The sequence below is a fragment of the Butyrivibrio proteoclasticus P6B7 genome, from assembly GCF_000622085.1.
Taxonomy (GTDB): Bacteria; Bacillota; Clostridia; order Lachnospirales; family Lachnospiraceae; genus Butyrivibrio; species Butyrivibrio proteoclasticus_A.
Genome location: NZ_JHWL01000034.1, coordinates 12,765 through 33,078, shown reverse-complemented (window position 1 = coordinate 33,078; position 20,314 = coordinate 12,765). Strand labels below are relative to the sequence as shown.

Here is a 20,314-nt window from a genome sequence, read left to right as displayed (position 1 = left end):
TTGCCCGAAGATCGTTGCCTTTCCTTGGGCAATATAGCGTGTTTTTCATATATTGCCCGAAGGTCATTGTCTTTCCATGGGTAAAATTATTTATTTTTATTATATTGCCCAAAGGTTTGTGCTCCTGGTCCAGAGCGAGGAAAAGTGGGTTTGTACCCAGGCACAATCCTTTGGCCTAATTCTTTGATTCATCAGTGCTTCTTATTAATTCCAAGAGTCGCGAAGCAGCGAGGGATATGGGACGCGAATTGTTGGTGATCACGCAGATTTTTCGCTTAGGGATAATCTGGTTGAAGCGGAGTTCGAAGAGGACGCCGCTGTCCAAGTATTCCTTGGCAAAGTCCTTTACAACGCAGCCTACGCCCAGATTACGAAGGGCGAACTGTACGATCATGTCGCTGGTTGAGAGCTCAAATTCAGGTTGAATGTGGACGTCATGAGACACCAGAAAAGAATCTATATAGCTTCTTGTACTGGAATTGCCTTCAAGAAGAATTAAGGGTAACTGCTCCAGATTGCTGAAATCCAGCATTCGGTTCTTATACTGAATAAATCGTCTTCCTGCCACAAAAACATCTTCAATCTCTGACACAGCAAAGGAACTATATCCTTCCTTTTCTTCAAAAGGGCCAGAAATGACGCCAAAGTCAATTCTGTCATCTGCAAGATAGGTCATAGTCTCCGGCGTAGGTCCATTAGTTACTGTAACCTTGATTCCAGGGTACAGTTCGTGGAATTTCTCAAGGTAAGGCAGCAGGAAGAATTTAAGTGTCATATCGCTGGCGCCGATTCTGACTTCACCGGCGTCCAGGTGCATGAGCTGCTTAAGGCGCTCTTCACCAATTTCTATATGTTCATAGCCCTTCTCCACATATCTGTATAAAAGAGCTCCCTCACTGGTGAACTTCATGCCACGGGAGGTTCTCTGGAAAAGAGTACAGCCCAGGGTGTTCTCCAACTGATGAATTGACTGGCTCACGGCTGGCTGGGAGATAGATAGCTCTTTTGCCGCCTCAGTGATGCTCTTATGCTTCCCGACGTAATAAAAGACTTTGTAGTATTCAAGATTACTTATCATAACCTTCCTCCATATAAGGTGTGCTTATATCGGAATCATTGTACCATTTTTATGATATGATTTAAATATTGGGGGATAAATATATGAAAAATCAATTACTTTCTAAGCAGTATTTCAGACTTTTGCCTTATCAGGTACTCCTTCCGCCTGCTACGGCCAGGCCACCCAGAAGAAATACTACTCCGTTGCCCTTCCTCTCATGGATGGCGCGGGCTTCGTAGTTCTTTTTGCAATCCTTCTCATTCCAAGGCTTCAGATGAACGGCCTTTACATCGCCAACATCCTTAATGGTGTATGTTGTTAAACACGGCTTTACTGAGGATAACAAAGGTCATAATATAGATATCAAGGTTATACACAAGGATGGGGACATAATCCTTCGCATCAAGGACAACTGCAAAGCCTTTGATCCTCTGGAGAGAGCATCAATTCTTGACTCAGAGGAGAAGATAGGCAACATGGGAATCCGCATGATCAGGGATATTGCCAAGGACATGCAGTACAAGAACCTTCTTGGCCTCAACGTCCTCACCATCAGGATCAGAGATATCACACGCTATAACGTATGAACCGGCAAGAACTCAGATTACAAGCTACAATGCAAGAACCGGCAAGAACTCAGATCACAAGCACAATACTAACAACAGGGAGAAGACAAAATGGGGATTGAATTTGATGTATCGGATTTTAAGAAAGTAAGAGTTATCGTGGACACAGACGCCGCCTGCGAAGCAGACGATCCCTTTGCCATAGTCCACGCACTTCTAAGCCCTAAGCTTATTGTGAAGGGCATCGTAGCTGAGCACTTCAAGGCTCCTGGTTCCATGGAAAAGAGCTATGAAGAGATTGAAACAATTCTTAAGGCCATGGACGTAAAGGTTCCTATATATAAGGGACAAAGAGGTCCTCTTTCTGAAGATTCTGAGGTTTCTGAAGCAGCACGCTTTATTATTGAAGAGGCGCACCGTGAGGATTCTCACAAGCTCTTTATCCTGTGTCAGGGAGCTATAACCAACGTAGCCAAGGCTATTGAGACAGACCCAACAATTAAGGATAAGATCACTGTCATTTGGATTGGAACCCACGGAGAAGCCCCATGCAGCGCACCTTTCACAGAGTTTAATTCTGTTAATGATATTCCTGCAGCGAACTTCGTTCTTAGTAGCGGCATAGATCTTTGGCTGGTTCCATCTCATGTATATATCACAGTTAACATCGGCCTTGCAGAAATCCAGAGGCGCATAAGGCCCTGCGGAAAGATTGGCCAGCACCTGTTCCAGAACATGGCAGACTACAACATGTCTGAGGGCGGAGCCTGGACCCAGGGAGAGAGCTGGTCACTGGGAGATTCGCCAGCTATAGCTATCGCCATCAATCCAGGGTGCGGTCACTATCACATGGCCAAGGCGCCCCACGTTGCAGAGGATACCTCATCAGAGGTTTGCAATGACAATCCAATGATCCGCATCTATACCGATGTGGATTCAAGATATATTCTTGAAGATTTTATTGCTAAGCTGGAGCTCTTTACGGAGCCTTTCCCAGCCCCTGATAAAAGAGCTAAAGTAGTTGAATTGTAAATAACTGTAACCATCCACACCAGAGGCAGAGCCAGAGCGTAAAACAAAAAGTGTGAATGGTTACAATTTTTTTACAAAAAAGTGCTAGATTTTTGTGGCATATATGATACAATTTCAAAGGTTGTTTTTTGTAATTAAAGTTGAAGGGGAATATATAGTCCTAGGAGGAGAAATAAAATGGCAAATTGTCCAAATTGCGGATTCGAAGTAGTAGACGGAGCAACATTCTGCCCTAACTGCGGCACAGCTCTTGCTTCACAGAACACACAGCAGGCAGCACCTGTATATTCAGGAGACGTTGTTAATAACGGTGCATACGCTGCACAGCCAGCACCAGTACCTGCACCAGCACCAGCTTATCAGCCAGTACAGCCTACTGTTCAGTATCAGCCAGCTTACCAGCCACAGTACAATGCATATGCACCAGCACGTCAGGATGATGGCATGACTACAGCTATTAAGATTCTTATGATCGTTGGTTGCGTATTTGGTGGCTTTTGTTACCTTATTCCACTTGCGTGGAAGATTCCAATGACTGTTGTTTATTTCAATAAGGTTAAGAGAGGCGAGCCTATTTCTACAGCATTTAAGGTTTGCACATTGCTTTTCGTAAGCCTTATTGCCGGCATATTAATGCTTTGCCAGGGCGAGTCACAGAACACAGGTTATGTTCCACCAGTTAACAATGGCATGAATCCAAATGGTTCTTACACTGTTAACAATAACTATTATGTTCAGCAGCCTGCCGCAGGAACAGCTCCTGTTCAGCAGCCAGCTAACAACAATGTGTACGGTGGTACTAATCCAAACTTACAGTAATTATTAAGAAGAATCCTTTTTAGGATTCTTCTTTTTTGTATCTGTACAATTCAAGACGGTCTTGTTATAATGTCAATGAACTTTCAGGAGTTCAAAAGTTGTGTCAGTTTGTTTGTTTAAAAGGCTGCAAGCCAGACAAGGAGCGACTTTCCATGAGTATAGAAAATGACAACAATGTCAATGAGAACAGTGTTGAGGATATCGTTTCAAGATATCGTCCAGAACTTCTTAAGATTACTCCTTATTTAAGATGGCTTAAAGATAATGCCAAGCAGGAAGTGGCCCAGAGCTACAACAGTAGCGATCTTAAGTCTATGCCATTCCCGGTATACGATGCTAATTTGCTTGCTTTCGTTAAGGCCGCTCAGACAACTAATCTTTTAGATCGCAACTATGTCTACGTATATACCAGAAATCGTCTCAATTCAGCCAAGGATGAGATAGCCTTTATCCAGGACGCTGATATCAGACACATGGACGATCTGGCTGGTATTCTTTCCAAATATATACTTTCAGGAATGACCAAGGGAACAGTTTGGGCAGAGGGAGTATATAATGGCGTGCTTTACCTGGTAGTTAACAAGATGGACGAGTTATGCAGATTCTGGGGACAGGAAGATACACATCCGCTGGCTTGAGTTTTGAGATATTGCAACTAATCAACTGTTTAATGGGGAAAGTTTAATGGGAGAGAAGTCCGAACAGAAGAAGAAATACATCCTTGATAAAGCAAGGACAGTTTTTTCCGAAAAAGGTTATAAGAACGTAACTATGAAGGACATTGTAGATGCCTGTGACATCAGTCGTGGGGGTCTTTATCTTTATTTTTCCAGTACAGAAGAGCTATTTCTAGCTGTTTTATCCGATGATGTAACCACAGATGACGACGAGGCTATTGGAGCCGCCCTTTCTGGCGAAGCCTCTGCCGGAGATATGTTAGCTCTTTTCCTTAAAGAGCAGAAAAAAGAAATTCTCAGAAAGAAAAACAATCTCACTGTCGCTACATATGAATACTTTTCCGTTCATAAAGTATCGGCAAAAGATAATCCACTTAAAAATCAATTTGATACAGCCGTTAGAATTGTTGAAAAGCTCATCGAAAATGGCGTTCAGACTGGCGAATTCTATTGCGAAAATCCGTTGGGATGTGCGCGTAATCTTATGTACGTTGTGGAAGGTCTCAAGATTTCTTCCAAAACTATTGGCATTTCCGAGGACGCTATCGATAGAGAATTAATGTATGTTTTAGAGGGATTAGTCCCCGATGATGAAGGTGCTTAAGATATTTCTTAGGTACCTTTTTTGTAGAGCACTTAGCTATTTATAGCTTTGTACCATATATATTTTAAGAAATGAGGAGATATTATGAGCAGTGTAAGACGTATCTACGTGGAGAAAAAGCCATCCTTTGCAGGCAAGGCAAAGGAACTTAAAGCAGAAATTTCAGGATATCTTGGAATTAAGAGCGTTGACGATGTCCGCATCTTTATCCGCTATGATGTTCAGAACGTTTCTGACGAAGTCTTTGAGAAGGCATGCAAGACAGTCTTTTCAGAGCCCCCAGTTGATATCCTTTATAGAGAGGAAATTGAAGTACCTGCAAATGCCAAGGTATTTAGCATCGAGGCACTTCCTGGACAGTTCGATCAGAGAGCTGATTCAGCAGTTCAGTGCGTACGTTTTATAAAAGGTGACGAGGAGCCAGTCATCAAGACTGCAGTTACCTACATGCTTATCGGTAACGTATCAGATGAAGAGGTAGAGAAGATCAAGGATTACACCATGAACCCTGTTGATTCAAGAATCGCTTCTGATACCAAGCCAGAAACTCTTATTGATACATTTGATGAGCCAGCAGATGTAATAATCTTCGACGGCTTCAAGGATCTTGCAGAGGACAAGCTTAAGGAGCTCTATGAGTCTCTTGGCCTTGCCATGACCTTCAACGACTTTAAGTGGATCCAGAGCTACTTCCATGATGATGAGAAGCGCGACCCATCCATGACTGAGATCAAGGTTCTTGATACTTACTGGTCAGACCACTGCCGCCACACCACCTTCGGAACAGAGCTTAAAGAGATCGAGTTCGAAGATGGCTTCTACAAGGCTCCTATTGAAAAGACCTACAACGAGTACCTCGCAGCAAGAGATGCTCTTTACACAACAGATGATAAGAAGAAAGAGAAATTCATCTCCCTTATGGACATCGCTCTTATGGGAATGAAGAAGCTTAAGAAGGATGGCAAGCTCACAGATATGGAAGTATCTGAAGAGAACAACGCCTGCACAGTTGTTGTGCCTGTAGAAGTTGACTACGGCAACGGCCCTAAGACTGAGAACTGGCTTGTGTTCTTCAAGAACGAGACTCACAACCATCCTACAGAGATCGAGCCATTTGGTGGCGCTGCTACTTGCCTTGGTGGTGCTATCAGAGATCCTCTTTCAGGAAGAGGCTATGTATATCAGGCTATGCGTGTAACTGGCGCAGCTGACCCCACAGTCCCTGTTGCAGAGACCATGAAGGGTAAGCTTTCACAGAAGAAGCTGGTTAGAGGCGCTGCTGCAGGATATTCTTCATATGGTAACCAGATCGGCCTTGCAACTGGTTATGTAAAAGAAATCTATCACCCAGGTTATGTTGCTAAGAGAATGGAGATCGGCGCAGTTATGGGTGCAGCAAGACAGGAACACGTTATCAGAGAATCTCCAGAGCCAGGTGATATCGTAATCCTCCTTGGCGGAAGAACAGGACGTGATGGATGCGGCGGAGCTACAGGATCTTCCAAGGCTCACGATTCCAAGTCCCTTACAAGCTGCGGAGCTGAGGTTCAGAAGGGTAACGCACCTACAGAGCGTAAATTACAGAGACTCTTTAGAAGAGAAGAAGTAAGTGAGCTTATTAAGAAATGTAACGACTTTGGTGCCGGCGGAGTTTCAGTTGCCATCGGTGAGCTTGCAGACGGACTTGATATCAACCTTGATCTTGTTCCTAAGAAGTATGCAGGTCTCGACGGAACAGAGCTTGCAATCTCTGAGTCCCAGGAGAGAATGGCAGTTGTAGTTGCACCTAAGGATGCAGATAAGTTCCTTGACTATGCAGCAGAAGAGAACCTTGAGGCAGTTAAGGTTGCTGTAGTAACCAAGGAGCCAAGACTTGTACTTAACTGGAGAGGCAAGAAGATTGTAGATCTTAAGAGAGCCTTCCTTGATACAAACGGAGCACACCAGGAGACAACTGTTAAGGTTGAGATTCCTGCCAAGGAATATAACTACTTCAACCAAATCGCTTCAGATAAGGTAAAAGAAGCTCTTTCAAAGGGCGATGCTAAGGAAGCCTTCAAGGCAGAACTTAAGGACCTGAATGTATGCTCACAGAAAGGCCTTGTTGAGATGTTCGACTCCTCAATCGGAGCAAGTTCAGTTCTCATGCCTTACGGTGGTAAGTACCAGCTTACAGAGACTCAGGCAATGGTTGCTAAGCTTCCAGTACTTAAGGGTAAGTCAGACACAGTAACTATGATGTCCTACGGCTTCGATCCATATCTTTCAAGCTGGAGCCCATACCACGGAGCAGCCTATGCTGTAACAGAGTCTGTAGCCAGAATCGTAGCAACTGGTGGTGATTACAAGAACCTTCACTTCACCTTCCAGGAATACTTTAAGAGAATGACTGAGGATCCTACAAGATGGAGCCAGCCTTTCACAGCACTTCTCGGTGCTTTTGATGCCCAGATGAAATTTGGAATCGCATCAATCGGTGGTAAGGACTCCATGTCAGGTTCCTTCAATGAGATAAACGTACCACCTACTCTTGTTTCCTTCGCAGTAGATGTTGCTAAGCTTTCAGATGTAGTAACACCAGAGCTTAAGAGCGCAGGCAACAAGCTCGTACAGTTCTCAATTGCTAAGGATGAGTACGATCTTCCAGATTACGAGAAGGTTATGGCACTTTACAGCCAGATTACAGAGCTTATGAGAAAGGGCGCCATTGTATCAGCTTACGCTCTTGATAGCCACGGAATCGCTGCAGCAGTAGCTAAGATGAGCTTTGGTAACGGCCTTGGAGTTAAGTTCGCTGACAGCCTTGCAGCTGAGGAACTCTTTAAGAATGCAACAGCTGACATCGTTGCAGAGGTTAAGGCATCTGACCTTTCAGAGGCTCTTAAGGTAGCAGGCGCAAGAGAAATCGGTGAAGTTACTGATAACAAAGAATTTGAGTTCGCAGGAAATAAGGTTTCTACAGAGGAAGCTCTTTTATCCTGGAAGGGTACCCTTGAAAAGGTATTCGCTTCTAAGGTAGGAGATAGCACAGAGTCTGTAGAGTCACCTCTCTATGAGGCAAAAGAGATCTATGTTTGCAAGAACAAGGTGGCTAAGCCTACAGTATTTATCCCTGTATTCCCAGGCAGTAACTGCGAGTACGACTCAGCAGAGGCCTTCAGAAGAGCAGGCGCTGATGTGAACATCAAGATCTTCAAGAATAGAAACGCAGCAGACATTGAAGAGTCAGTTGCAGAGTTTAAGAAGGCTATTGGGGGCGCACAGATCATCATGTTCCCTGGCGGATTCTCAGCAGGTGATGAGCCAGACGGAAGTGCTAAGTTCTTCGCAACAGCCTTCCAGAACGCAGCAATTAAAGAGGCAGTTGACGACCTCCTTCAGAATAGAGACGGTCTTGCACTTGGTATCTGTAACGGATTCCAGGCTATGATCAAGCTGGGCCTTGTACCAAACGGCAAGATCACAGGACAGGACGAGAACTCACCTACACTTACATTTAATACAATCGGACGCCACATTTCCAAGATGGCATACATCAAGGTTGTATCCAATAATTCACCTTGGCTTTCAGGAGCACAGCTTGGCGGAGTTTACACTAACCCAGCTTCCCACGGTGAAGGAAGATTCGTTGCACCTAAGGAGGTTCTTGATAACCTCTTTGCCAACGGCCAGATCGCAACACAGTACTGCGACCTTGAGGGCAACGTAACTATGGATGATGAGTGGAACATCAACGGCTCCTACAGAGCAGTTGAGGGTATCCTTTCACCAGACGGAAGATGCCTTGGTAAGATGGCTCACTCAGAGCGTAGAGGCGACGGCGTTGCCATGAACATCTTCGGAGAACAGGATCTGAAGATCTTTGAGTCTGGAGTACGCTACTTCAAATAATAGGTGAGAGTGGTGAGATTGAATCCACTTTACGGTATAAATAAACAGCTCAAGTCAGCTGATAAATGAATAATTAGTGCGATTTTAGTACGAAGTACTATGAGCAATAATTATTTATTTTCAGATGACTGGAGCGTTAAGTATGACATATGGAGGAAAAATGAAAGCACGTTTGATTTTAGAAGATGGAACGATTTTCGAGGGAAAGCACATCGGTGCTGACAAGGATGTTATCAGCGAGATCGTTTTTAATACTTCAATGGCTGGTTATACAGAAGTGTTCACAGACCCATCCTACGCAGGACAGGCTGTGTGCATGACATATCCGCTTATTGGTAACTACGGCGTATGCCTTGACGATATGGAATCAGAAAGACCTTGGGTTGACGGCGTGATTGTAAGGGAGCTCTCACATATCCCTTCAAACTTCCGCTGCGATATGAGCCTTCAGGACTTCTTTGAGAAGTACGAGATCCCTGGAATTGCAGGCATCGACACAAGAAAGCTTGTGCGCCTTCTTAGAGAAAAGGGAACCATGAACGGCATGATCACAACCAACGAGAACATCACTTACGATGAGATCAAGGACAAGCTCCATGCCTACACAACTGGAGACGTTGTAAGTAAGGTTTCCTGCAAGGAGAAATATCTTTTGACAGGATCTAAGGACCTTGCGGATAACGGACCTCTGTCAGGAAGTGCTGTGTTCAACAAGGAAGACTACGAGGCATCCCTTAAGGGGGACCTCTCAAGAAGAGAGAAGAGACCTGCCATTGTAAAAGAGCTAAATGGTAAGGGACTTAAAGTAGCGCTCCTGGATCTTGGCGCCAAGAAGAACATCGGAGATTCTCTGGCTGCAAGAGGATGTGACGTTACAATCTACCCTTCAAATACAAGTGCTGAGGAAATCTTAGGGGACAACCCAGATGGAATCATGCTTTCAAACGGCCCTGGAGATCCAAAGGACTGCCCAGGCGTAATTGAAGAAATCAAGAAGCTCTATGCTTCAGATACACCTATTTTTGCCATCTGCCTTGGACATCAGCTCATGGCTCTTGCAACAGGCGCAGATACCTACAAGATGAAGTACGGCCACAGAGGTGGTAACCATCCGGTAAAAGACCTTGCTACAGGCCGCGTGTACATTTCATCCCAGAACCACGGCTACGTTGTAGATGTGGACAAGCTTGATAAGACAGTGGCTGAGCCTGCCTTCATGAATGTTAACGATGGAACTAACGAGGGTCTTTCCTATGTGGGCAAGAACATCTTCACAGTGCAGTTCCATCCGGAGGCATGCCCTGGACCACAGGATTCAAGCTATCTTTTCGATAGATTTATAGACATGATCAAAAAGGGAGGTAAGAACTGATGCCAAAGAATAAGGATGTAAAAAAGGTTCTGGTTATCGGTTCAGGACCTATCGTAATCGGCCAGGCTGCAGAGTTTGACTACGCCGGAACACAGGCCTGCCGCTCACTTAAAGAAGAGGGTGTTGAGGTAGTACTTGTTAACTCAAACCCAGCTACAATCATGACAGATAAGGACATTGCTGATGAGGTTTATATCGAGCCCCTTACAGTTAAAGTCCTTGAACAGATAATTGAAAAGGAAAAGCCAGACTCAATCCTTCCAACCCTTGGTGGACAGGCTGGTCTTAACCTTGGTATGGAGCTTGATGAGTCAGGATTCCTTGCTTCTCATGGTGTTAAGCTCCTTGGTACAACAGCTGAGACCATCAGAAAGGCTGAGGACAGACAGGAATTCAAGGACACCATGGAGAGAATCGGTGAGCCTTGCGCAGCTTCACTGGTTGTACATAACGTACAGGACGGTGTAGCTTTTGCCAACAAGATCGGCTACCCTGTAGTTCTTCGTCCTGCCTTCACTCTTGGTGGATCAGGCGGTGGTATCGCCCACAATCAGGCAGAGTGTGAAGAGATCCTTGAGAACGGACTTAGACTTTCAAGAGCTAACGAGGTTCTTGTAGAAAGATGTATCGCAGGCTGGAAGGAAATCGAGTACGAGGTAATGCGTGACTCAGCCGGCAACTGCATCACAGTTTGTAACATGGAGAATATCGACCCAGTTGGTGTACATACCGGTGACTCCATCGTTGTGGCTCCTTCTCAGACTCTTTCTGATAAGGAATATCAGATGCTTCGTAGCGCAGCTCTTAACATCATCGACGAGCTGAAGATCACAGGTGGATGTAACGTACAGTTCGCACTTCACCCAACAAGCTTTGAGTACTGCGTAATCGAAGTTAACCCACGTGTTAGCCGTTCATCAGCTCTGGCTTCCAAGGCAACAGGTTACCCTATCGCCAAGGTTGCAGCTAAGATTGCGCTCGGCTACACACTTGATGAGATCAAGAATGCAATTACAGGTAAGACCTACGCCAGCTTCGAGCCAACCCTCGACTACTGCGTAGTTAAGTTCCCTCGTCTTCCTTTCGATAAGTTCATTACTGCCAAGAGAACCCTCACAACTCAGATGAAGGCTACCGGCGAAGTAATGAGTATCTGCACTAACTTTGAAGGTGCAATGATGAAGGCCATCAGATCTCTTGAGCAGCACGTTGACTGCCTTACAAGCTACGACTTCTCAGAGCTTGATGAAGACGAGCTTTTAGAGAGACTTCAGGTTGTAGATGACCAGAGAATCTGGGTTATCGCAGAGGCCTTAAGAAGAGGAATGAGCCACGATCAGATCCACGACATCACCATGATCGATCACTGGTTCATCGACAAGATCCATACACTGGTTAAGATGGAGCTTAAGCTCCTTAGACTTGGCGAGAAGAGCACAATCGCCCGCCACAAAGTATCAGAAGAGAACGTATCAGAGTATGAAGAGGCTAAGAAGATTATCAGCTTCGATACACTTCTTAAAGCTAAAAAGCTTGAGTACCCTGATAAGGTAATAAGCAGACTTACAAGATTCTCAGTAGACACAATCAAGGCTCTTAGAGAGTTCTACGGAATCAAGGCAGCTTACAAGCTGGTTGATACCTGTGCTGCAGAGTTCGAGGCTGAGACTCCATATTACTACTCAGTTTACGGAGATGAGAATGAGGAGAACGAGGCAGGACTTAAGGCTAGTGGTGATAAGAAAAAGATCCTTGTCCTTGGTTCAGGTCCTATCAGAATCGGTCAGGGTATCGAGTTCGACTACTGCTCAGTCCATGCTACATGGGCATTTAAGAGAGCAGGCTTTGAGACAATCATTATCAACAACAACCCAGAAACTGTTTCAACAGACTTTGATATTGCTGATAAGCTCTACTTTGAGCCACTTACTCCAGAAGATGTTGAGAACATTGTTCGTCTTGAGAATCCAGACGGAGCTGTAGTTCAGTTCGGTGGTCAGACAGCCATCAAGCTTACTCAGGACCTTATGAAGATGGGTGTTAAGATCTACGGAACAGATGCTAAGGACGTAGACGCAGCTGAGGATAGAGAGATCTTTGACAGAATCCTTGAGGAGACACAGATCAAGCGTGCTCAGGGTGCTACAGTATACACAGCAGAGGAAGCTAAGGAGGTTGCTAACCGCCTCGGATATCCTGTTCTTGTAAGACCTTCCTACGTACTTGGCGGACAGGGTATGCAGATAGCTCTTTCTGACGAAGAAATCGAAGAGTTCATGAACATCATCAACAGAATTGCTCAGGATCACCCAATCCTTGTTGATAAGTATCTTCAGGGTATCGAGACTGAGGTTGATGCGGTTTGCGACGGCGAGGATATCGTAATCCCAGGTATCATGGAGCATATCGAGAGATCAGGTATTCACTCCGGCGACTCAATTTCGGTTTATCCTGCACAGTCTCTTTCTGATAAGGTTAAGGAGACAATTGCAGAGTACACAAGAAGACTTGCTAAGGCTCTTCATGTAGTAGGACTTATCAATGTACAGTTCATCGCAGTGGGAGATGAGGTTTACATCATCGAGGCTAACCCAAGATCATCTCGTACTGTTCCATATATCAGTAAGGTTACAGGTATTCCAATCGTTGACCTGGCAGCAGAGGTTATGATGGGCAAGAAGCTTAAGGACCTTGGCTATACACCAGGACTTCAGCCTGAGGCTGGCTACATCGCCATCAAGATGCCAGTATTCTCCTTCGAGAAGATCAGAGGAGCTGAGATCAGCCTTGGACCTGAGATGAAGAGTACAGGTGAGTGCCTTGGTATCAGCCAGAACTTCAACGAAGCCCTCTACAAGGCCTTCCTTGGAGCAGGCATTAACCTTCCTAAGTACAAGCAGATGATCATCACCGTTAAGGATTCAGATAAGGGCGAAGTTATCGACATTGCCCGCAGATTTGAAAAGCTTGGCTACATCATCTACGCTACATTGTCTACAGCAGCAACTCTTAACGAGAACGGCGTCAAGGCTCGTAAGATCAACCGTATCAGCCAGGAATCACCTACGGTCATCGACCTTATCCTGGGCCACAAGATTGATCTTGTTATCGACACACCTACCCAGGGCCGCGACAAGAGCCGTGACGGCTTCCTTATCCGCCGTACCGCCATCGAGACAGGTGTTAACGTAATCACAGCCCTGGATACAGCTCGTGCCCTGGTTACAAGCCTTGAGAACGAGAGCAACGAGGAAACCCTGCAGCTGGTTGATATCGCCAAGATTTGAGTGGCTACGCGTACAGCTTGTGTACGAAGCGCCGTATTTGAAAAAGAATTCCCTGGAGATGAATTGTTGTCTTCAGGGATTTTTTGTAGCTAGTATGATATACCCCCTAAACAAGCATAAAGAGGTAGTGGTAGAGGTAAACTGTTGGCTGAAGCGTAAGGCAAAATCTGGCGATATACCCCGAAAACAAGAAAAAAGGGTAATGGTAGAGGTAAACTGTGGCTAAAGCGATAGACTGAATCCGGCGAAATACCTCCTAAACAAGCAAAAAGAGGTAGTGGTAGAGGCAAATTGTAGGCAAAGCGATAGACTGAATCCGGCGTAATACCCCGAAAACAAGATAAAGAAGGCATAGTTAGAGGAAAACAAAGCGCAATGAAATCATTCATAAGACTTACAGACCACACAAAAGAAGATCTGCTTGAAATCTTCAAGATTGCAGACAACATCGACCAGTACAAAGACTTCCTCAAGGGCAAGACAATTGTCATGTTCTTTCCTGCATCCAGCATAAGGACAAGAGTATCCTTCGAAAAGGGCATCTACCTTCTGGGCGGCCAGTCGATTCTCTTTGACCCAGCCACACTGGACAAAAAGGAAGACATAAGAGACGTTTGCGGATATCTCCAGAACTGGGCAGATGCGGTGATTGTCAGGTACAAGGACATAAGCATGCTTGATAAGATGGCACAGTCCATGGACATTCCGGTCATCAACGCCCTGACTGACGACAACCACCCCTGCGAGATGATGTCTGATCTTTATACACTTTCCAAGCGTAGGCCCGACTATCTCAAGGACAAGTACCTGTTTATGGGAGCGGACGGCAACATAGGTAGAGCCTGGAAAGAGGCAGCAGATGCCTTTGGGTTCTCTTTTACCCAGTGCGCGCCAGCGCAGTATGCAATCCCAGGAGCCCAGTGCCAGAGCGATATAAGAGAAGCAGTAAAGGGAAAAGACATAGTGTGCACTGATTCCCTCACGCAGGATCAAAGAGAAACCTTCAAAGATTATCAGGTGACAAAAGAGCTAATGGAATCCGCAGCAGATGGCGCAGTACTGAACCCTTGCCCGCCCTTCTACCGTGGCGAAGAGGTGTCCAGCGACGCCATAGATTCAAAGTTCTTCGTGGGCTATGACTTTAAGCAGAGCCTACTCACGGTGCAACAGGCGATTCTAGTTTATAGCTTGCTAAACTGATGTGATCAATAGTCTGTCTCGCAACGCACTACAACACGGATATTCATAATTATCTGCCAACACAATTCACAACACCCCAAAGGGAGGAAACTACATGGAAAAGTTTAAATGGTGCTTTATTGGAACCGGAACCCTTGCTAACCAGATTGCTAAAGAGATTCTGGAAAGCGGCAATCACGAGATTGTATCCTGCTACACCAGAAACCTCGACAAATGCAAGGACTTTGCTGATAAGTACGGCTGCAAGCCTTGTCTTAGCGCAGAGGAAGCCATCATGGCTGAGGGCGTAGAGGGTGTTTACATCGTAACTCCCCACAATGCCCATCACAGATACGTTAAGCAGGCCCTGGAGCTGGGTAAGCCTGTTCTGTGCGAGAAGCCTTTTACTGTTGAGGGCAAGGAGACAGACGAACTCATAGCTCTTGCCAGAGAGAAGGGCGTATACCTCTGCGAAGCCATGTGGACCTGGTTTGGTAAGCCTGCCAATCAGGTTAAGTCCTGGATCGAGGAGAATAAGATTGGACGTGTAAAAAGAGCTAAATTCACCTACTGCATGAATTCTATAGACTACGCTCCAAGAGTTTCAGACCCAAAGCGTGCTGGTGGAGCTCTTTTAGACATAACCATCTATCCTATAACCTATGCATACCGTCTCTTTGGATACCCTGAGAAGATCGAGAGTAAGGGCCATCTTGAGAACGGCATTGACCACTGGGAAGAGATAAACATGGTATTTCCTAAGGGAGAAGAGGTGTCAATCCGTGCATCCATCGTGGATATGAAGGGCTTTGAAAAGATGGACATTAAGGGAACCAAGGGCCACATCAAAGCTGACCTTTATCACTTTGGTCAGGAAGTTGTATGCCAGCAGGGCCTATTCGTTAAGCTGATTCACAGAGGAAAGGGCGACAGCATTGGATATCTGCCTGAGTTCGACACCGTTGCCACTGAGATTCGTGAGGGCCTTACTGAGAGCCGCATGGTTCCACTTAAAGCCACATCAGATGTTATGCACATCATAGATACAGTCAGAGAGCAGATCGGACTTGTGTACACTGACCTTGAGTGAGCAAAAAAGTCTTTTCAGACTGATATACCCGGTCTGGAATGATTTTTTATGTGCGAAAAAACGTATAATTTTGTATAATCATTCTATGGGGATATAGTTAAAGATACGTTGATCTGATTTAGAAATGCAAAGGAGGTATATCCGAATGGGAAAGTTACTATTAACAGGCGTAGATGGTAACCTTGGCGCAGAGGCTGCAAGAGTTCTTCTAACATTAGAGGATAAGAGCAACCTGATCTTTTGTGGATACAGTGAGGATTCTCTTAAGAAATTTGCAGACCAGGGCGTAGAAACTCATGTTACAGACTTTAACTATCCTGATGGTCTATTTGAGGCCTTTAAGGGAGCTGACGTTCTTGCCCTTATCTCAATGCCTTTTGTTGGCGAAAAGAGACAGAGCGCCCACAAGAATGCTGTAGATGCAGCCAAGAAAGCAGGCGTAAAGAAGATCATTTACACATCACTTGTTAATGCAGGCGATGAAACCAATCCTTCAGTTGAAAAGAAAGACCACATCTATACAGAGAACTATGTTAAGGAAGTTGGTCTTGATTATATCTTCCTTCGCAATTCTCAGTACGCTGAGGCTATGATCACAAACTATTTTACCTATGTTCATGCTAACGCTCCTCTGACAAACAGCCAGGGCGACGGACTTATGGCGTATATTTCAAGAAAGGATTGCGCAAAGGCAGTAGCTTACGCCCTTCACCGCGCATCAGAATATGACCATGCAACTCTTGATATTAACGGAAAAGAGCTAATGACAATCACTCAGTTTGTTAATATCGGAAATAAAGAAACTGGTAACAACATCAGCTATAAAGAAGTTACTGATGAAGAGAACTATCAGATCTTTGATGCAATGGGCGTTCCAAGAACCACTGACGGCCTGTTCAAAAAGGGCAGCGAAGCTCCATTCTCCAGTGATGGTATGGTAACATTCGCTCAGGCTATCCGTGAAGGAAAGATGGCAATCCACACTGACGACTTCAAGAAGCTTACAGGCGACGACCCTATTACTGTAGAGTACATGTTTGCTCACAGCGATGACTTCCAGATTGGAGAGCGTCACTCTAAAGATAAGAAGTAAGTCATAGGGGACGGTTCTTGAACCGTCCCCTCTTATTTATGGATTACTTATTCTTCAAGATAAAGATTCTTCTTGTTTCCTTGGTCTCGCCAGGCCATGCGAAGTACTCAATCTTTTCCACATTGAAGTACTTGGAAAGGATAGTTGTCCACTCTTCGTCGGTTCTAGAAACCATACGAAGAACACCGTTAAGATAGATCTCGTTGCCGTTCTTTACTTCCAGGTTCTTTTCAGGCTTGCTAACTGGCTCCTCATAGTAGTTCATGGAGATGATGATTTTGGCGTCCTTAGTGGCAATTCTTGCAATGTTCTTAATGATGTTCTCAGCCACTTCGGCAGGGAGAACATCGATTACATTACTACAGAAGATTCCGTCAAAAGAGCTTTCTCCTACTGATTCGATCCAGTCTGTTGAAACGTGCTCTGCTTTAAAGCCCTCTGTAACTTTGCAAACAGAGCCAAGGAACTTGGCCAGGGTGATGGCATTCTCTACTACATCAACACAGGTTACGTCCTTACAGCCTGACTTATTAATTGTGATTCCAGCCCAGCCTTCGCCGCAGCCATAGTCAAGAACCTTGGCGCAGCCTGACAGATTCTCAATTATGATGTCACGGAGTTTTTCTGATGATGCAAGCTCTTTCCATCCGTTTTCAGAATCTATCTCTTTTGTAAATTGCTCTTTTTCCTCATCGTTCATTTCAAATGCACTGTTCCAAAACTTAAGTGCTTCGTTGTAAGTGTTACTCATCTCTAATCCCCAACCTCCCATATTATAAATTGCGTAGATAAGCCATTTATTCGGCCTCTCAATTAGGTATCATTTTACTATCTGGAAATCTTTATTTCAATGAAAAGCAGTAAATATGCGGATTATAATTTGTAAGTCAGTGGGGGACGGTTCTAGTTGACTTCTTTATTCTAAGTCAGTGGGGACGGTTCTAGTTGACTTCTTTGTTCTTAGAAAAGCATGATTACAATTGGCAATGATGCGAATAACGAAAAAATATCTTAAAATTCCCTAAAAAACGATTAAATATTCCCTCAATCGTGGATTTGCAACGAGGCTTTTATTACAATATAGGTAGTGTAATTATGGGCTTTTCACAGCGAGAGAGGGTAGTTTATGAACGAGGGAAACACAGAGCTTTCAAAGGAAAAGAAGGTAAAGAAGGAAAAGAAAGAAAAACTTCCTTACAAAGAGAGAAGAAGGCTTTGGAAGGAAGCAAAAAAGGCAAAGAGGCAGGAGCAAAAGGACTTCTATAAGTATGCCCCATGGCCTAAGCGGATATGGGAGCTTTACGCCAAAGCACCTGTCAGAGCCATTGCTATTATACTGATTCTATCAATTCTTCTTTATGTTAATCGCCAGGCTATCTATAACCTGTATATGGATGCCTGGGTGAGCTATTATCTTAGTACAAATACCCGAACCGTTCCAACAGAAGAGGAAATAGCTCTTATGCACCAGGAATCTCCAATCGATGAGGAGGGCGCTGCCAAAATAGATGCTCTTCCACGCTTTGGAGAGGATGAAACCTGGACAATCTGTGTTTATATTGTTGGATCAAACCTTGAAGACTACAATGACGATAATCTCTCCAATTTGACGGCGTTTAAGGCTGATCAGTTCAAGGAGGAATATAACCAGAATAAGAAGAAAGATTATCTGGCAACCATCACAAGGTTTGAAAATGAGCTTAAAGCTAATTCCCTGGAAATTCCTGCCTTTTTTTATGAGCCTACAGTGCCTAAGGCTTCATCTATTTCGGATGGCTGGAGTCCAAGGCTTAATGGCGCTGCAACAAGCGATATTATCGAAATGCTTAAGGGAGAGTGGTCTGAAAATATCAAAATCGTAATTCAGACAGGTGGTGCAAGACACTGGGATAACTCAAGAGTCAATCCAAACCGTACCCAGCGCTTCCTCTATGAAAAGGGCACTTTTAGTGAAGTTGGAAACATGGCACTTCAAAAGGCTACTGATCCTGAAACCCTTGCTGATTTTGTGCGCTTTTGTAAGAACAAGTATCCATCAGACCATCAGATGCTTGTTTTGTGGAATCACGGCGCAGGCCCCTTTGGCTATGGAGTTGATTCAATCTATGGCGATATGATGAGCTTAACTGATATTAGGACAGCTCTTTCCAAGGTCTATTCGCCAAATATAAATAACGCACCCTTTGATATCATAGGCTTTGATGCCTGTCTTATGTCTACTATAGAAGTTACCCACGCATTATACGGATTTGCAGATTATTACTGCCTAAGTGAAGAAACAGAGCCTGGAGATGGCTGGGATTACACCCCAGTTCTAACGGCTATGACAGAGGATCCCACCATGAACGCTGCAATGGTTGGAAGATGCATTGCTGATGCCTACACGGACTTTTATATGCAGGATGCTATCACCACTACCCAGAACAGGAACAGCGTTACCTTTTCTGTAATTGATGGAAGAAACGCTGAGAGGCTTTATGAAGCCTACGGAAATCTGTCAAAGGCGCTCCTTAGGGATTCTGCCAAGGATATCAGTGTACTTGCCCTTGCAAGCCGCTGTGCCAACGCATCGACCCGCTATGGCGGAAGTAGCCACAACGTAATGAATACTGTGGATGTTGGTAATTATGTAAGTCTTCTTAGAGACTATTATCCTAATGAATGCGATACCATAACAAATCTGTTAAAAGAGACAGTTCTTTACCATAGAGAAAACGGAGCCCTGGCAGATTCAACTGGTATAGCAACCTATTTCCCTGCAGAGGTAAATAACCTGACGGGACTTGTGTATTTTCTTGAATATGAATATGACATCTGTGAGGATGAAGCAGTTAAGACCCTGTATTATTACAAGCAGGCAGGGTGTCTGACAGAGGATATGAAGGATTTTGTGGCTACTCTGACAGATGATACTCCCAAAACTCTTGATGTAGAGCTGTTTAGGCAGTTTGCCATGGAGGATCCTGTAATAGGCAGTAATGGATTTACCATAGCGATGCCGCCAGGCCTTTTAGATATGGTGGTTAAGTACCAGCTTGGCGTAAACAGGCTGGATACCCAAAACGGCAAGATGATCGAATATGGCTGTGACGACGTCCTTTCAGTTTCCGAAGATGGAACGCTTTCTTGCGAATTTGATGGCAAATGGCTTCATATGAACGGACAGCCCCTTTATTCAGGAGTGGTTTCTTCAACGGACTCTACCATCGAATATAAGGCACTTATCAGCTATAACGGGGCAGAGGCATATCTTTTGCTAAGTGCCGATAAGGAAACGGATGAGATAAGCGTTGTGGGATTAATGATGCACGATGAGTATAGCTCTGTAATGTCAGCCAGCAGATCAATGACCCAGCTCCAAAATGGTGCCAGAATCGCTCCTCTTTACGTGGTTACTGACATTAGCACCGGCCAGGTTTATACAGATACAGGTAAAACCATAACCTACTCAGAGAAAACGAAGTTTACAAAGCAGAGCTTTAAGGACGGCAAATATGTAATGTCAGCGGTGATTTCTGATCAGCGAGGTGATAATTATTATTCTCTTGTCATTAGCGCAGAGGCCCATAAAGGAACTTTGAAGAACTGGGCACTTGAGCCTGGCTACTACGCAAGAGATTATCACTGATTAAGAAGGAGGCATT

At 44.7% G+C, this 20,314-nt stretch carries 14 protein-coding genes; 12 read left to right on the top strand and 2 right to left on the bottom strand.

Going from position 1 to position 20,314, the window contains the following annotated elements; all coding sequences use genetic code 11:
* Positions 1 to 175: 175 nt before the first annotated feature.
* On the bottom strand, positions 176 to 1,078 hold the full coding sequence (locus T541_RS0115055) for a LysR family transcriptional regulator (RefSeq protein WP_026653471.1): 903 nt from the start codon (positions 1,076 to 1,078) through the stop codon (positions 176 to 178).
* A 287-nt stretch (positions 1,079 to 1,365) separates the two neighbouring features.
* Between T541_RS0115055 and T541_RS0115045 the strand changes: the two genes are divergently transcribed.
* The 11 genes from T541_RS0115045 to T541_RS0114985 all read left to right on the top strand — a co-directional run bounded on the left by T541_RS0115045 (position 1,366) and on the right by T541_RS0114985 (position 16,670).
* Positions 1,366 to 1,647 carry an ATP-binding protein gene (locus T541_RS0115045; RefSeq protein WP_026653470.1) on the top strand — a complete coding sequence of 94 codons (282 nt, stop codon included), beginning with the start codon at positions 1,366 to 1,368 and terminating at the stop codon, positions 1,645 to 1,647.
* A gap of 90 nt (positions 1,648 to 1,737) precedes the next feature.
* The gene (locus T541_RS19880; protein ID WP_051538291.1) at positions 1,738 to 2,658 is read left to right on the top strand and encodes a nucleoside hydrolase; all 921 of its coding nucleotides are present in this window, start codon (positions 1,738 to 1,740) and stop codon (positions 2,656 to 2,658) included.
* Positions 2,659 to 2,835: 177 nt separating this feature from the next.
* Complete coding sequence (locus T541_RS20870) at positions 2,836 to 3,477, top strand: zinc ribbon domain-containing protein (RefSeq protein WP_051538290.1); 642 nt, start codon at positions 2,836 to 2,838, stop codon at positions 3,475 to 3,477.
* A 152-nt stretch (positions 3,478 to 3,629) separates the two neighbouring features.
* Positions 3,630 to 4,115, top strand: a complete 486-nt coding sequence (locus T541_RS0115025) for a hypothetical protein (RefSeq protein WP_026653469.1) — start codon at positions 3,630 to 3,632, stop codon at positions 4,113 to 4,115.
* Positions 4,116 to 4,161: 46 nt separating this feature from the next.
* Positions 4,162 to 4,758, top strand: coding sequence for a TetR/AcrR family transcriptional regulator (locus tag T541_RS0115020; RefSeq protein WP_026653468.1), 597 nt, complete (start codon positions 4,162 to 4,164; stop codon positions 4,756 to 4,758).
* A gap of 84 nt (positions 4,759 to 4,842) precedes the next feature.
* Positions 4,843 to 8,649, top strand: coding sequence for a phosphoribosylformylglycinamidine synthase (locus T541_RS0115015; RefSeq protein ID WP_026653467.1), 3,807 nt, complete (start codon positions 4,843 to 4,845; stop codon positions 8,647 to 8,649).
* Between the two features lie 160 nt (positions 8,650 to 8,809).
* Entirely contained in the window at positions 8,810 to 10,021 is a 1,212-nt protein-coding gene (locus T541_RS0115010) for a carbamoyl phosphate synthase small subunit (protein WP_026653466.1), read from the top strand.
* Complete coding sequence (carB, locus tag T541_RS0115005) at positions 10,021 to 13,308, top strand: carbamoyl-phosphate synthase large subunit (protein WP_026653465.1); 3,288 nt, start codon at positions 10,021 to 10,023, stop codon at positions 13,306 to 13,308. Before T541_RS0115010 ends, carB begins: the two co-directional genes overlap by 1 nt.
* A gap of 375 nt (positions 13,309 to 13,683) precedes the next feature.
* Positions 13,684 to 14,508: an ornithine carbamoyltransferase gene (locus T541_RS0114995; protein WP_026653463.1), complete on the top strand. Its 825-nt coding sequence runs from the start codon at positions 13,684 to 13,686 to the stop codon at positions 14,506 to 14,508.
* Between the two features lie 94 nt (positions 14,509 to 14,602).
* The gene (locus T541_RS0114990; RefSeq protein WP_026653462.1) at positions 14,603 to 15,577 is read left to right on the top strand and encodes a Gfo/Idh/MocA family protein; all 975 of its coding nucleotides are present in this window, start codon (positions 14,603 to 14,605) and stop codon (positions 15,575 to 15,577) included.
* Positions 15,578 to 15,722: 145 nt separating this feature from the next.
* Complete coding sequence (locus tag T541_RS0114985) at positions 15,723 to 16,670, top strand: NmrA family NAD(P)-binding protein (RefSeq protein WP_026653461.1); 948 nt, start codon at positions 15,723 to 15,725, stop codon at positions 16,668 to 16,670.
* Between the two features lie 43 nt (positions 16,671 to 16,713).
* Here T541_RS0114985 and T541_RS0114980 read toward each other — a convergent pair whose 3' ends face one another.
* Positions 16,714 to 17,421 carry a class I SAM-dependent methyltransferase gene (locus T541_RS0114980; protein ID WP_026653460.1) on the bottom strand — a complete coding sequence of 236 codons (708 nt, stop codon included), beginning with the start codon at positions 17,419 to 17,421 and terminating at the stop codon, positions 16,714 to 16,716.
* A 375-nt stretch (positions 17,422 to 17,796) separates the two neighbouring features.
* On the opposite strand from T541_RS0114980, the gene T541_RS0114975 reads away from it, so the two are divergent.
* Positions 17,797 to 20,298, top strand: a complete 2,502-nt coding sequence (locus tag T541_RS0114975; protein ID WP_026653459.1) for a clostripain-related cysteine peptidase — start codon at positions 17,797 to 17,799, stop codon at positions 20,296 to 20,298.
* Positions 20,299 to 20,314: the final 16 nt, after the last annotated feature.

What these genes read in the sequence shown, in the direction of transcription:
- T541_RS0115055 (WP_026653471.1), bottom strand. Translation starts at nt 1,078, where the DNA reads ATGATAAGTAATCTTGAATACTACAAAGTCTTTTATTACGTCGGGAAG.
- T541_RS0115045 (WP_026653470.1), top strand. Translation starts at nt 1,366, where the DNA reads ATGGTGTATGTTGTTAAACACGGCTTTACTGAGGATAACAAAGGTCAT.
- T541_RS19880 (WP_051538291.1), top strand. Translation starts at nt 1,738, where the DNA reads ATGGGGATTGAATTTGATGTATCGGATTTTAAGAAAGTAAGAGTTATC.
- T541_RS20870 (WP_051538290.1), top strand. Translation starts at nt 2,836, where the DNA reads ATGGCAAATTGTCCAAATTGCGGATTCGAAGTAGTAGACGGAGCAACA.
- T541_RS0115025 (WP_026653469.1), top strand. Translation starts at nt 3,630, where the DNA reads ATGAGTATAGAAAATGACAACAATGTCAATGAGAACAGTGTTGAGGAT.
- T541_RS0115020 (WP_026653468.1), top strand. Translation starts at nt 4,162, where the DNA reads ATGGGAGAGAAGTCCGAACAGAAGAAGAAATACATCCTTGATAAAGCA.
- T541_RS0115015 (WP_026653467.1), top strand. Translation starts at nt 4,843, where the DNA reads ATGAGCAGTGTAAGACGTATCTACGTGGAGAAAAAGCCATCCTTTGCA.
- T541_RS0115010 (WP_026653466.1), top strand. Translation starts at nt 8,810, where the DNA reads ATGAAAGCACGTTTGATTTTAGAAGATGGAACGATTTTCGAGGGAAAG.
- carB (WP_026653465.1), top strand. Translation starts at nt 10,021, where the DNA reads ATGCCAAAGAATAAGGATGTAAAAAAGGTTCTGGTTATCGGTTCAGGA.
- T541_RS0114995 (WP_026653463.1), top strand. Translation starts at nt 13,684, where the DNA reads ATGAAATCATTCATAAGACTTACAGACCACACAAAAGAAGATCTGCTT.
- T541_RS0114990 (WP_026653462.1), top strand. Translation starts at nt 14,603, where the DNA reads ATGGAAAAGTTTAAATGGTGCTTTATTGGAACCGGAACCCTTGCTAAC.
- T541_RS0114985 (WP_026653461.1), top strand. Translation starts at nt 15,723, where the DNA reads ATGGGAAAGTTACTATTAACAGGCGTAGATGGTAACCTTGGCGCAGAG.
- T541_RS0114980 (WP_026653460.1), bottom strand. Translation starts at nt 17,421, where the DNA reads ATGAGTAACACTTACAACGAAGCACTTAAGTTTTGGAACAGTGCATTT.
- T541_RS0114975 (WP_026653459.1), top strand. Translation starts at nt 17,797, where the DNA reads ATGAACGAGGGAAACACAGAGCTTTCAAAGGAAAAGAAGGTAAAGAAG.